The sequence below is a fragment of the Micromonospora sp. CNZ309 genome (genome assembly GCF_002846525.1).
This window is the reverse complement of record NZ_PJNG01000001.1, coordinates 2787475-2800260: the sequence shown is the minus strand read 5'-3', so window position 1 is coordinate 2800260 and position 12786 is coordinate 2787475. Positions and strand designations below refer to the sequence as shown.

The window sequence follows — 12786 nt, the reverse complement described above, 5'->3', positions numbered from 1 at the left end:
TAGAGGTTCATGGCTGAGACGAGACGCCAGTTCGATCCGGAGTTCCGGGCGGGCGCGGTGCGCATCGTGCGCGAGACGGGCAAGTCAATCGCTCAGGTCGCCCGCGACCTGGGGATCAACAGCGGGACCCTGGCGAACTGGGTGAAGAGGGACCGCGAGACTCGCGGTGAGGCCGCTGCTGGGCAGCTGGCAGAGGACGAGCGGGCGGAGCTGGCACGGTTGCGGCGGGAGAACGCGGAGCTGGCGATGGAGCGTGATGTCCTCAAGCGATCCGTGGTCCTGTGGGTCAAGGAAGCGACGGGCCGGTGAGCGTGGCCGCCTTCATCGCTTCCCAGAGGACCGAGCACGACGTGCCGCACGCGCTAGCCTGCCGGGCCCTGGGGGTGTCCGAGTCATGGTTCTACAAGTGGCGTGACCGGCCGCCAACGCGCCGCGATGACCGGCGTGCTCGATTGTCGGCCGCGGTCCAGAAGGTGTTCGACGACTCGGGTGGCACCTACGGCAGCCCGCGCATCGGCATCGAGCTGCGCGAGTCCGGCTGGCAGGTCTCCGACAACACGATCGCGCAGCTCATGGCCGAGCTGGGCTTGGCCGCCCGGGTCAAGCGCCGCCGGCGGGGCCTGACCCGCCAAGGTAAGCGTCCGGCCGCACCGGACCTCATCAAGCGGGTGTTCACCGCGCCGGCGCCGGATGTCGCCTGGTGCGGCGACATGACCGAGATCCGCACCGACGAGGGCAAGCTCTACCTGGCCACCGTCATCGACCTGTACTCCCGTCGCATCCTCGGCTACGCGATGGGCGCCCATCACGACGCCGGGCTGGTCGTCGCCGCGCTGAACATGGCCGCCGTCACCCGCGGCGGCTGCGTGGACGGGGTGATCTTCCACAGCGACAGGGGCAGCGAGTACACCTCGGCCGACTTCGACCGGGCCTGTGCCCGGTGGAAGGTACGCCAGTCGATGGGCCGGGTCGGGTCGTGCTTCGACAACGCCGTCGCCGAGGCCACCTTCTCCACCATCAAGGTCGAGTACGTCCACCGCCGTCACTTCCGTACCCGTACCGAGGCACGCCTGAAGATCGCCACCTGGATCACCGACTTCTACAACCGGCGCCGCCGGCACTCCGTCTGCGACTGGCGATCCCCCATCGACTACGAACGATCAGAGACCCGCGCCCTGGAGGCCCAGGCCGCATAACGGAGCCCTCCACGATTCCAGGGGATTGACAGCCGCACGGCCTCGACGCCTTTGCCGGCCGGGTCTTCGAGTTCCAGTCTTCGTAGCGCTTGCCTGTTAAGACGGGGCAGACGTCGCCGCAGCCCAAGGTGATGACGACGTCGGAGGCTTCGACGGTGTCGTACTCAAGGAGCTTGGGGATCTGGTCGGTGATGTCGATGCTGACCTCGCGCATGGCTTCGACGGCGGCGGGGTTGATGGTCTCGGCGGGGGCGGGAGCCGGCGGAGCGGACCTCGACGGCGTCGCCGGCGAGGTGGCGCAGCCAGCCGGCGGCCATCTGGGAGCGGCCGGCTTTGTGAACGCAGACGAACAGCACGCTGGGCTTGTCAGACACGGGTTTCCCTTACCGGTCGGTGGGGTGGGCGGTGAGGTCGGCGAGCTGGGCCCGCACGCGGGTGTCGATGTCGTCGCGTACGGCGCGCGAGGTTGAGGTTGTCGCCGCTGGGGTCTGCCAGGTTCCAGTTGAGGTAGCGCTTGCAGCTGATGATGGGGCAGGCGTCGCCGCAGCCCATGGTGACCACGACGTCGGCGGCGCGTAGCACGTCGTCGGTGAGTGGCTTGGGGAACGCCTCGTCGAGGCTGATGCCGATCGCGGTGAGCACGGCTGCGGCGGAGGCGGACACCGTTGCGTCGGGTGCGGACCCGGCGGAGCGGACGTTGACCCGACCCTGGGCGTGGTGGGTCATGAGTGCGGCGGCCATCTGGGAGCGGCCGGCGTTGTGCACGCAGAGGAACAGGATTTCGGGCACGGGCTTGGCGATGGTGCCCTTGGCCTGCGCGAGGGCGGTAAGCCGGCCGGTGGTGAAGCGTTCGGTCAGCGCGGGCAGGCGCTGGTTGAGTCGGGCGGTTCGGTAGAGCGCGACGTAGGACTCGTGGACGTAGCGGCTGATGGTCTCGGGGTTGAAGATGCCGTGGCTCGCCAGTGTGTGCTTGCGCAACTGGAGCTGGACTATCTCCTGCACAGCAAGCCCATAACGCCGGCCGCGTCCTGGGTGCTGGAGTTCGCGGTGTTCCCTCCGTTGCCCACAGCACCTCGATGACCGAACGGTCACCGATGACCAATGCCTGTCTGTCTGCAACCGGAACCTTTCACCATTGGCGGCCTCCGGCATCGACGATGGGACCTGGCAGCGCTTCGAGAACCAGATCGCCGAGATCCGACAACTGCTTGACGCGGATGAGCGCGCAGCAGTCCGCGCCGCCGATCTAGCAAGGCCTGCGTGGCTGCACCTGCACGCGTCGATAACGTGTTGACGAGCTCACCCGCAGCCGTACCGCGCCGCTGCTCACTCAGACAGCGGCCCTGAGCGGTCAGCATGCTACGACGCTGGCCCGCCTCGCTCGATGAGATGACCAACCTGAGCGGTTCAAGGATATCGAGCAACGGCTGCACGTGGACGAGAACCAACAGAGAACGGTTCGTGCGGACATCAAGTGCCGGAAGCAGGCCTTGACTCAAACCAGAGGTCGCGTCGACCGCTTCAACGCCGAGGTCCAGCGGGAAATCCAGCTCATCGGCGTCCCAGGAGTACAAGACGCTTGCATCGACTCCGACGGCTACCTTCCAGAGCCGCAACGGCCTCGTCGCCGACGGTCTTGAGCGGTGCCGTCAGAGCCAGCCGTTGTCCCGGGCGGTGCGGAACGCCTCCGCCCGGTTGGCCACCCCGAGTTTGCTGACCGCGGCGGAGAGGTGGTTGCGGACCGTGCCGGCGGAGAGGTGGGTACGCCGGGCCACCTCCGCCACCGGCGTGTCGTACTCGGCCAGCCGGAGCACGTCCAGCTCGCGGGGCGTGAGCGGGCACTCCGGCGCGGTGAGCGCGTCCGCGGCCAGCGCCGGGTCGACGTACCGGCCGCCGGCGTGCACCCGGCGGATGACGTCGGCGAGCGTGCCGCCGGGCGCGCCCTTGGGCAGGAACCCCTTGGCCCCGGCGGCCAGCGCGCGTTGCAGGTGGGGCGGCCGTCCGTGCCCGGTCAGGATCACCACCTTGCAGGCGGGCAGGACGCGCGCCAGCTCCGCGGTCACCTCCAGCCCGTCCAGGGCCGGCATCTGGAGGTCCACCACGGCGACGTCCGGCCGGTGGGCGAGCGCGGCGGTCACGGCGGCCCGCCCGTCCGGCGCCTCGGTCACCACCTCCAGGTCGGACTCCAGACCGAGCAGGGCGGCCAGCGCCGCCCGGATCAGGTCCTCGTCGTCGGCGAGCAGCACCCTGATCACGGGCGGGTCCGTACCGTCACGTCGAGGCGGAACACCCCGTCGTCGATCCGGTGGCGCAGGGTCCCTCCGGCCTCGGCCAGCCGCTCGGCCAGCCCGCGCAGCCCGAAGCTGTGCCGGTCCGGCGTCGCCCCCTCGGCGCCGTCGTTCGTCATGGTCATCCGTACCTCGTCCTCGTCCTGGCTGATCTCGATGGTGCACCAGGTGGCCCGGCTGTGCCGCAGCACGTTGGTGCTGGCCTCACGCAGCACCGCGACGAACTGCCGGGCGATGTCCGGCGGCACGGCGTCCGGGGGCAGCGCGACCGCGCAGCGGATGCCGGAGGAACGCAGCACCTGCTCCACCGCGGCGATCTGGTCCCCGAGGTCCACCGCACGGTACCCGTGCACCACCTCGCGCAGTTCGACGAGCGCCGACGCGGCCAGCCGCTGCACCTCGGCGGCCTCCCGGCTGGCCCGCCCGGCGTCCGTGGCCGCCAGCCGGGACGCCAGCTCGGCCTTGAGCGCGATGACCGAGAGGCTGTGCCCGAGCAGGTCGTGCACGTCGCGGGCGAACCGCAGCCGCTCCTCGGTGGCGGCGAGGCGCCCCTGGGCGGCCCGCCCCCGCTGCGCCTCGACGAGGAGCCCCCACAGCCAGAGCTGGAGGGCGTTCCAGGCGGCCATGGAGAGGCCGGCGACCATCACGATGGTGACCTGGCCGCGGACCGGGGCTCCGTTCCAGGCCGCCACCCCGGCGGCCGTCGCCAGGGACAGCAGCACCGCCGGGCCGGCGACCCACCACTGCCGCAGCAGGGACACCGAGCCGATCACCGACGCGCCCAGGAAGCCCCAGGTCGCCCACTCCGGCCCGCCCACGGGCCCGACCAGCGGTACGGAGAGCACGGCGGCGCAGACGAACCCGGCGAGCAGGCGGCGCCGCGTCGACTCGGCCAGCCACGGGGTGATCGCCCCGTACAGCGCTCCGCTCTGCGCGGCGACGAACAGGACGACGCCCACCGTTCCGGCCACCGCCCAGCGGGGGTCCTCCTCCCGCGACAGTCCGACGGCGGCCAGCAGCAACGTGCCCAGGACGCCGCTGCCGACGGTGCTCAACGTGACGGCACGGGCGCGGCGCAGGCCGACGTCGCGCTCGACCTGCGCCCGCTCCATGCGCACGCTCCCGATGCCAGGTGGTGCGATGACCTCGATCATCCGTGCCGGGGCTCCCATCGGAAGTACCGGGCGGCCATGAACAGCGACACCGCCAGCCAGACCAGCAGCACACCGAAGGAGGGCAGCGTCTCGACGATCGTCCCGGCGAAGCTCAGGGCCTGGCCCTCGTCGGTGCGGGCGAGCCAGCCGACGCGCATGATCTCGGTGAACGGCCCCATGGGCAGGAACCAGAGGATCCGTTCCAGCGACTCCGGCAGCGCGCCGAGCGGCAGCAGCGCGCCGGGCGTGGCCAGGAAGATCACCAGGGTCGGCAGGGTGGTCAGCATGGCCGCCTCGGAGCTGCGGGTGATGGCGGAGAGCGCCGCCGAGAACGCCGCCATGATCGCGGAGCCGAACAGCAGCGCCACCGCCATCACCAGCGGGTTCTTCGGCATCGGCAGGCCGAGCACCAGGAGGGCGTAGCCGGCCAGCACGACGAACTGGGCGAGGAAGATCGCCACGGTGCTGCTGGCCGTGCCGAGCAGGATGGTGCGGTCCGAGGCGAGCCCCGCCCGCAGCCGCTTGAGCACCAACTCCTGGCGGCGCGACGCGTACACGGTGGTCAGGTGGTGGTGCACCAGGAAGACCATGATCAGGGTGGTGATGCTGACGACCCGGCGGACGCCGGGCACCGCCTCGCCCCCGTACTCGCTGACGAGCAGGATGGCGATCATCAGCGGGGTCACCACGGACATGGCCGTGGCCGTCCAGTTGCGTCGCAGCGCCAGCAGTTCCATCTTGAGCATCGCGGCCATCTGCCAGAACGGCCGGGTCGCCCGGTCGCGCGGGGTGGCGGTGGTGGTGGGGCTCGGCGTCGTCATCGTCCCGCTCATCGGGCGGCCTCCGGTTCCGCGTGCTGGTCGGTCGGGTCGTGGTCGGCGGCGATGTCCAGGAAGACATCCTCCAGGGTGGCCGGTCGGGCCGACAGGGAGGCCAGCCGGATGTCGGCCGCGTTGGCCCATTCGAGCAGCCGGGTGAGGTCGGTCTGGAGCTGGCGGGACTCGTACGTGACCCGGTCGCCGTCGACCAGGCGGGCGGCGTGCGGCAGGTCGGGAAGGGCGTCCGTCGCCGGCAGCCGGAAGCTGATCCGGGCGGGCAGGGTGCGTACGACGTCCTCCGGGGCGCCCGTGGCGACGATGCTCCCGCCCCGCATGATGGCCACCCGGTCGGCGAGGACCTCCGCCTCCTCCAGGTAGTGCGTGGTGAGCAGGACGGTGGTGCCGCCCTTCTGGAGCTCGCGGACGACGTCCCAGGTGCGGCGCCGGGAGGCCGGGTCCATGCCGGTGGTGGGCTCGTCGAGGAAGAGCACCTCCGGGCGGCCGAGCACGGCCAGCGCCAGCTCCAGCCGCCGGCCCTCGCCGCCGGAGAGCTGCTCGACCGCCACGTTCATCCGGTCGCCGAGGTCGACCAGGTCCAGCACCTCCGCGGTGGTCTGCGGCCGGACGGTGAGGGAGCGCCAGATCTCCACCGTCTCCCGGACGGTCAGCGCACCGGTGAACCCACCGTGCTGGAGCATCACCCCCGTCCGGGGGCGCAGCGCGGCCCGGTCCCGCACCGGATCCAGCCCGAGCACCCGGACCCGGCCGGAGGTGGCCGGTTGCAGCCCCTCCAGCACCTCGATGGTGGTGGTCTTGCCGGCACCGTTGGTGCCCAGCAGGGCGAACAGCTCGCCCCGGCGGATCCGCAGGGAGATCCCCCGCACCGCCTCGAACTCCCCGTAGCTGCGGCGCAGCCCGTCCACTTCGATCACGACGTCATCCATGCTTCACAGGCTGCCGGCGACCGGCGACGGATCCAACCCCCGTCGCGTCACGTTCCGACCGTGTCGTACGCATGCCTCACCCGTGCATCCCACACGGAACGGGCATGCCGGAGTCACGGCCGGGCCGGTTTACCCGCCCCGGGTCGGGCCCGTCCGGAACCGTGCTGTGGGCCGACTCGACTTGCCGCTCATTTGGCTGACGTTGAGTTCCCCCCGCTTTGATGGAGCGGTGGTTACCTGCTGCCGGCTGGCGCAGGGGTGGCGATAGGTGGCTCGGCTGACTCGGTATGGCGGCTGTGCCAGGCGGCCTCGTACTCGTTCGGGCTGAGGTAGCCCAGTTCCTTTTGGATGCGGCGGGTGTTGTACCAGCCGTCGATGTAGGCGAAGATCGCGTTCTCGGCCTCGTCGCGGGTCCGCCAGGACGTGCGGTAGACGAGTTCGATCTTCAGCGTGGACCAGAAGTTCTCCATCAGGGCGTTGTCGTACGAGTCGCCGACGGAGCCCATCGAGGGCAGGATCCCGTTGTCCTGTAAGCGTTCCGCGAAGCGGAAGGACGTGTAGTTCGACCCGCGGTCGCTGTGGTGGATCAACTGGCCGGCGCGGACGTCGCGGGACCAGATGCCGTATTCGAGGGCGGCGAGGATCAGGTCGGTGTCGCAGCGGTCAGACGTCTTCCACCCGACGATCCGGCGGGAAAACGCGTCGCGGACCGCAGCCAACCAGAACACGCCCTCACCGCACGGAATGCGGGTGGCGTCGGCAACCCAGAGCCGGTTCGGCCCGTCCGCGATGAACTGCCGGTTGACCAGATCCGGCGCCGGCGTGTGCCGGGGATCCTGCTTCGTGGAGCCGCCACGCCAGCCTCGACGCAGGAACGCCCCCTGCCAGCCCTGCTCGGCCATCAGCCGCTCGATGCGCTTGCGGCCCACGCGGATGCCGTCACGGCGTAGCTGCCGGTGGACCCGGTCCGCGCCGTAGGTGCGCCCGGAGGTCTCCCAGATCTCGTGGATGTTCGAAATCAGCCCCAGGTCGACCACGTCCCGATCACAGGGCTGCTCGACCTGCTTGACCCACGCGTAGTAGGTCGAGGCGCCGATGTTGAGGACCCGTAGCAGGAGCGCGACCGCGAACTGGTCACGGTGTTCGTGGATGAACCTCATGACCGTCGCCGGGTCGGGTCGAGCTCCGCCGCGAAATACGCGCTCGCGGCCTTCAGAATCTCGTTCGCCCGCCGCAACTCGGCCACTTCCTTGCGCAGCCGCCGGTTCTCGTCCGCCATCTCGCTGGTACGCCGGTCGGTGCGCTCACCCGTGTCGGCCTCGGCCTGACGGATCCAGTTCCGTAACGCCTCGTGATGCACGCCGAGTTGCTCGGCCAGGCGCCGGATCACCGGCTTCGGGTCCGACTCGCGATACAGGCGCACAGCGCGCTGACGTAGCTCGTCGGGGTACTTCTTCGGTGCTGCCACGGACGACTTCCTCCCCACGGCCATCAGACCATGATCAAGAAGCTCCATGAAAGCGGGGGTGGCTCACGTGTACGACGCCGACGTGTCCCGGGAGTTAATGAGCAGTGTCACCGCCAGCGTCGTGGGAGACATGGAAGCCTGGCGGCTACGGCCCCTCGACAGGGTATCCGCTGGTGTTCATCGACGCACTGGTGATGAAGATCCGGCAGGGTCAGGTCGCGAATCGAGGTCTGCGTCGTGTCGACTCAGCCTCGACAGGGAACGTGGCGTACTCGGCATGTGGGCTGGCACCGGTGATGAGGGCGCCAAACAGTGGGTCGGTTGCCTCACCGAACTGTTTAACCGGGGCGTGGAGGACATGTTCATGGTCTGCTCCGACCGTCTCGAGGCATGACCGACGCCATCGAGTAGATCTGGCCCTAACGACCTCGTGCACGGTTGGCGGGACGAAGGATAAGCGTCGTTTCATTGGACGAGGGGTGCGGCGGGTAGTGCCCTGCGCCGCCGGGTGGTGTCTTCGCTGCGGTCGGTGTGTTGGTGTTCGGACAGGAGGCCGGCGATCGCGCGGATGGTGGCGTCGAAGGAATCGCGTCGGCCGTGGTAGCGGCCCAGAATGCGCCAGTTCTTCAGATGTCCGATGGCATGTTCGACACGGATGCGCTGGGAGGAGTGCCGTTTGCGGATCGCCTCGTGTGCGGCGATGACGCTCGGTGGTAGTGAGGTCTGGCGTTTACGCGGCTTGGGTCTGGGGGTGATGACCACGCCGCCGGTGTCGGCACCCAAGCCCTGGTAGCCGGCGTCAGCGAGAATTTGCACGCCCAGTGGCGCGTGCAGAAGAAGATCGACCAGTCCGGCGGTGCGGGCCTGGGTGATGTCGTGCATCGAGCCTGGACGTGTCTCCCCGCAGAACAGCAGCCGGCCGAGCGGATCACAGATCACCAGGGCCTTAATCGTGTTCAGCCGGGCCTTGCCGGACACGAACCGGTCCCGCCCGCTCCGCCCCGCGATCGGCCGACGTACCCGCACCTCGGTGGCGTCCATCAACGCCTGCGGGTGGTACCCGAGGTAAGCCACGACGTCGGCGAGCGTGCGTAGCCTGACGCCGCTGTGTACTCGGCAGCCACGCTCGGCCAGCAGCGGTCGGATCTCCGCGATGCTGCGACTGATCGTCGAGCGGTGCACCCCGAACCAGGCGGCGACGACGTCGTGGGTCAGCCCGTGCCGCAAATGCACCAGCGTGGCCAGCAGCCGATCAATGAACCCGAACCGGTGCTTGGCGCCAGCTCCGATACGGCGACGGCGTGTCCGTGCGGCAAGCCGGTCACGGTGTCGTGCCCGCCACTGCGGCCCCACCTCGCTGACCAGGCCCTCAATCACCGAACGGGACAGGCCCGTCAACCGACGATTCGTCATGATCGCAACACCAACCATGGTCGAAACAACGATCATCGATACTCAAGGATTCGCAACCGTGCACGAGGTCGTTAGGCGCAGTTCGTGCCTTCCTTACGCTACGACCACGAGGTCGGCCGCCCTGATCCTTGCCTACGACGACCCGATCTTCATCGAACAATCTCGATCACACCGCAGGCCAAAACGCGGAAATCGACACGCACCGCTGGATTATTGCATTAGGCGGCCTTCTTTCGGGCGTGGATCATCGTGCTGTGGTGCGTGCGCAGCACAACAGCGGGGTCGGTCATGAGGTGGTGAAAGCGGTCGAGTTGGGCGGGGCTGAAGCCACCGGTGGTGAGGTGGTCGCGGTGGTGTTGGGCGGTGTCGCGGTAGATAGCGCAGCGGGGTCCGCCGCCGCGGCTGGTCTCGGTGTGGCTGCCGGCGCAGACGTGGTCCATCCCCAGATCGAGCAGTAGCCGGAGGATGCCCTCGACCGAGGATGGTGTCGGGTGCGGGTTGAGGGTGTTGAGAGTGTGCACAACCAGGGTGATGAGTTCGGCGGCGGCCGGCGGCGCGGTGTAGATGACCGGTGGCCTGAGGGGGGTGGTGTCGGCGAGTATGAGCCAGCCGCCGGGGCGGAGCAGCGCGATCATGCAGGCGAGGCTGTCGGCGTGGTGGGGCAGACGTCCGGCGAGGACGAAGTCGTAGCGGGCGGGTCCGTCGGGTAGCCCCGTCTTCGTGGCGTCGGTGCTGTCGATGTGCCCGCTCGGACCGAGCATGTCGGTCAGGCGCGTGCGATCGACCGTGCCGGTGAGGTCGAGTACCCGCTGCCCTGAGGCCACGCCGACGCGGGTCAGCTCGGCGGTCAGTAGCCGCCCGACCGACGCCCGTGCCGCGGCCTGCCAGGCCCCGGCGCCGTCTGTAGCCCGGATAGTGCGGTCGGTGTCGTTCATGACTCTGCCCTCCTGGTCAATGTAGATGCCGTTTGTCGGCCGCGAAGTCGAAGCCAGCCCACGGCACTCGGTGGCGATCGCGGCGGCGAAGAGCGCGACCAGCCAGAGCAGCGGCTTGCCGTGTTGATGCTCGGTCACCCCCGCGTTACCGTGCCGTGGTGGCGGGCCGGGTCGGTGCCGGGCGCCGCGTCTGGGGCGTCCCACGGCCAGAGCGCCAGGGCCGCGATCAGGGTGGCGCCGATCAGGGGCACCACCGTGGCGACGAGGATCCGTCGCACCCCCGGCGGGGCGGATGGTGCGGGGCGGCTGTGGTCGGCGCCCACGTTCACTCTCCCACCGGTCGTGAGCTGGGCTGTGAACAACTTCCTAACATTCTCAGGTGCCCCTGCCTCTGCTGCGAGATCTCCCCGTGCACTCGTCCCGCCGTCGCCACGTGCGATGACGGCGGGACGGTCAGCTGCTGATTGAGCAGACGTGGCTGTGTCACTCCTGTTGTGCTCTCTTGGCCGGTCTTTACCTTGCAGCGCGGATCTTCAACGGTCTCCTACTATTTGGCCATAGTAGGGGGAAGGTGGAGTTGTGGCAGAGGATGCTCGTCACACCAGCGCGGGCTTTGTCGAAGGCGACGGCGAGCATCTGGCCGCTGCCAGGGACGACTGTCCCCGGCAGCCACTGACTCCACGGCCACCCCGCACGCTGTGGCCGTGTCTCCGGATCGCGCCCCGCTGCTGCAACGGCGAGACCCGCGTCGCCCGCTCCACCGACGCCCGCCGTACCTGGACCCGCAGCACCTCCGATGCTGGAGGTTGCCGGCAGGGCGGTGCGGGCGTGGCTGGCGCGTGGAGCTCTCGCAGATTGGGGATGTGGTCGTATGCGGATTGGGCCGGCATGTCCCGACAGCGTGGATGATCTCGAGCATCGCAACGCTCGATCGGCCGCCAACCCGGGCGCGGGCCGCAGCCAGACCCTCCCTGTACAGGAGACGATGAGCTCGCGGATAACGCGGTAGGTTCGGCCGTCGAGCCGGGTTGCGTCCACGGAAGTGGTGTACGACTTGCCCGTGATGGGCGTGTTGGGTAGATAGGAGACGGCCACCGCGCGATCCTTCGAGACGGCTAAGCCCAGTGAAGGAGAGTGATGCGCGATGGCCGCATCTGAGAGTGTGAACCCTGTTGAGCTGCTGTGCGAGCAGATCGCGGGCGCGTCGCCGGATCTGTTGCAGGCGATGATCAAGACGTTCGCGCAGGCGGTGATGTCCGCCGAGGCCGACGCGATCTGCGGTGCTGGTTATGGGCAGCGCAGCGACGAGCGGGTCAACTCCCGCAACGGCTACCGGCCGCGGGAGTGGGACACCCGCGCCGGGACGATCGACCTGGCGATCCCGAAGCTGCGGCAGGGCAGTTACTTCCCGGACTGGCTGCTGACTCACCGGCGGCGGGCCGAACAGGCGTTGGTGTCGGTCGTGGCCACTTCCTACCTGCTCGGGGTGTCGACGCGGCGGGTGGAGAAGCTGGTCGAGCAGCTCGGCATCCGGCAGTTGTCGAAGTCGCAGGTCTCGGAGATGGCAGCGCACCTGGACGTCCAGGTTGAGGCGTTCCGCAACCGGCCCCTCGACGCCGCCCACTACACGTTCGTGTGGATGGACGCGCTCACGATGAAGGTCCGAGAGCACGGCCGCACCGTCAACGTCCACGCGCTGATCGCCGTGGGCGTCAACGCCGACGGCCAGCGTGAGGTGTTGGGCCTGGACGTGGCCTCGGATGAGGACGGCGCCGGCTGGCTGGCGTTCCTGCGCAGCCTGACCGCCCGTGGTCTGACCGGGGTGCGTCTGGTCATCTCCGACGCCCACGCCGGCCTCGTGGCCGCCATCGGCGCGGCTCTGCCCGGGGCGTCGTGGCAGCGGTGCCGGACCCACTACCTGCGCAACCTGCTGACGAAGGTGCCCAAATCGGCGCAGCCGTGGATCGCCACCTTGGTGCGCACGATCTTCGACCAGCCCGACGCCGACGCCGTCCGCGCCCAGTTCGACCGGGTCGTGGCCACGATCGAGGCGAAGTTCCCGGCCGCCGCCGAACACCTCGACGCCGCCCGCGACGATCTCCTGGCGTTCACCGGCTTTCCCCGCGAGATCTGGCGCCAGATCTGGTCGAACAACCCGCAGGAACGGCTGAACAAGGAGATCCGCCGCCGCACCGACGTCGTCGGGATCTTCCCCAACCGGCCGTCGATCATCCGCCTCGTCGGCGCCGTCCTGGCCGAGCAGACCGACGAGTGGACCGAAGGCCGCCGCTACATGGGCCTGGAACTCCTCGCCAAAGCCCGCATGGTCACGATCGACACCAGCCAACACGACACCGACCAGACCGACCCCACCCCGATCGCCGCATAGCATCAAACCGGATCCCGCGATGGCCGTCTCCTACACCACCAGCGCGGACGCGACCTCGAGCCGAAGCTGTGGGCCATATGCTGTAGTAACGGTTGAAGCGGAGGACGTCGCGCGGCTCCCGGGCTCGGTGAGCCCTACCGGCGGCGAGCGCGAGAGAGATCGCAGACCGCAGTCGATTCGA

The 12786-nt window shown here is 69.3% G+C and carries 14 protein-coding genes and 1 pseudogene; 4 read left to right on the top strand and 11 right to left on the bottom strand.

The features are described 5' to 3' along the window. Nucleotides 1-9: 9 nt before the first annotated feature. A complete protein-coding gene (locus tag CLT72_RS11120) occupies nt 10-309 on the top strand; it encodes a transposase (protein ID WP_088981155.1) in 300 nt (99 codons plus the stop codon). Beyond that, the gene (locus tag CLT72_RS11115; protein ID WP_101409310.1) at nt 306-1196 is read left to right on the top strand and encodes an IS3 family transposase; all 891 of its coding nucleotides are present in this window, start codon (nt 306-308) and stop codon (nt 1194-1196) included. Before CLT72_RS11120 ends, CLT72_RS11115 begins: the two co-directional genes overlap by 4 nt. Before the next feature lie 164 nt (nt 1197-1360). On the opposite strand, the gene CLT72_RS32745 is transcribed toward CLT72_RS11115, so the two are convergent. From CLT72_RS32745 to CLT72_RS11075, 8 genes are all read right to left on the bottom strand, one after another. Further along, entirely contained in the window at nt 1361-1552 is a 192-nt protein-coding gene (locus CLT72_RS32745; RefSeq protein ID WP_486484372.1) for an arsenate reductase/protein-tyrosine-phosphatase family protein, read from the bottom strand. A 10-nt stretch (nt 1553-1562) separates the two neighbouring features. Beyond that, the gene (locus CLT72_RS32270; RefSeq protein WP_486484241.1) at nt 1563-2198 is read right to left on the bottom strand and encodes a low molecular weight phosphatase family protein; all 636 of its coding nucleotides are present in this window, start codon (nt 2196-2198) and stop codon (nt 1563-1565) included. A 647-nt stretch (nt 2199-2845) separates the two neighbouring features. Further along, nucleotides 2846-3451 (bottom strand): response regulator transcription factor, encoded by a 606-nt coding sequence (locus tag CLT72_RS11100; RefSeq protein WP_101411373.1) that lies wholly within the window; start codon nt 3449-3451, stop codon nt 2846-2848. Continuing rightward, entirely contained in the window at nt 3448-4596 is a 1149-nt protein-coding gene (locus tag CLT72_RS11095) for a histidine kinase (protein ID WP_101411372.1), read from the bottom strand. Before CLT72_RS11095 ends, CLT72_RS11100 begins: the two co-directional genes overlap by 4 nt. 38 nt (nt 4597-4634) lie before the next feature. Further along, on the bottom strand, nt 4635-5459 hold the full coding sequence (locus CLT72_RS11090) for an ABC transporter permease (protein WP_101411371.1): 825 nt from the start codon (nt 5457-5459) through the stop codon (nt 4635-4637). An 8-nt stretch (nt 5460-5467) separates the two neighbouring features. Continuing rightward, complete coding sequence (locus CLT72_RS11085; RefSeq protein ID WP_101411370.1) at nt 5468-6400, bottom strand: ABC transporter ATP-binding protein; 933 nt, start codon at nt 6398-6400, stop codon at nt 5468-5470. 233 nt (nt 6401-6633) lie between these two features. Continuing rightward, nucleotides 6634-7560, bottom strand: a complete 927-nt coding sequence (locus CLT72_RS11080) for an IS3 family transposase (RefSeq protein ID WP_101409311.1) — start codon at nt 7558-7560, stop codon at nt 6634-6636. Then, nucleotides 7557-7868 (bottom strand): transposase, encoded by a 312-nt coding sequence (locus CLT72_RS11075; RefSeq protein ID WP_158241945.1) that lies wholly within the window; start codon nt 7866-7868, stop codon nt 7557-7559. The genes CLT72_RS11080 and CLT72_RS11075 overlap by 4 nt, the downstream gene beginning before the upstream one ends. 46 nt (nt 7869-7914) lie before the next feature. Here CLT72_RS11075 and CLT72_RS11070 point away from each other — a divergent pair, with 46 nt between their 5' ends. Further along, nucleotides 7915-8262, top strand: coding sequence for a transposase (locus CLT72_RS11070; protein ID WP_101411369.1), 348 nt, complete (start codon nt 7915-7917; stop codon nt 8260-8262). Nucleotides 8263-8333: 71 nt separating this feature from the next. Here CLT72_RS11070 and CLT72_RS11065 read toward each other — a convergent pair whose 3' ends face one another. The 3 genes and pseudogenes from CLT72_RS11065 to CLT72_RS11055 form a co-directional block, all read right to left on the bottom strand. Continuing rightward, nucleotides 8334-9317 (bottom strand): transposase family protein, encoded by a 984-nt coding sequence (locus CLT72_RS11065; protein ID WP_101411368.1) that lies wholly within the window; start codon nt 9315-9317, stop codon nt 8334-8336. A 182-nt stretch (nt 9318-9499) separates the two neighbouring features. Then, nucleotides 9500-10354: a hypothetical protein gene (locus CLT72_RS11060; RefSeq protein WP_101411367.1), complete on the bottom strand. Its 855-nt coding sequence runs from the start codon at nt 10352-10354 to the stop codon at nt 9500-9502. 2 nt (nt 10355-10356) lie between these two features. Further along, a pseudogene (locus tag CLT72_RS11055) lies at nt 10357-10539 on the bottom strand (YibE/F family protein); the annotation flags it as partial. A gap of 821 nt (nt 10540-11360) precedes the next feature. Between CLT72_RS11055 and CLT72_RS11050 the strand changes: the two are divergent. Continuing rightward, entirely contained in the window at nt 11361-12605 is a 1245-nt protein-coding gene (locus tag CLT72_RS11050; protein WP_101409309.1) for an IS256 family transposase, read from the top strand. Nucleotides 12606-12786 lie beyond the last annotated feature (181 nt).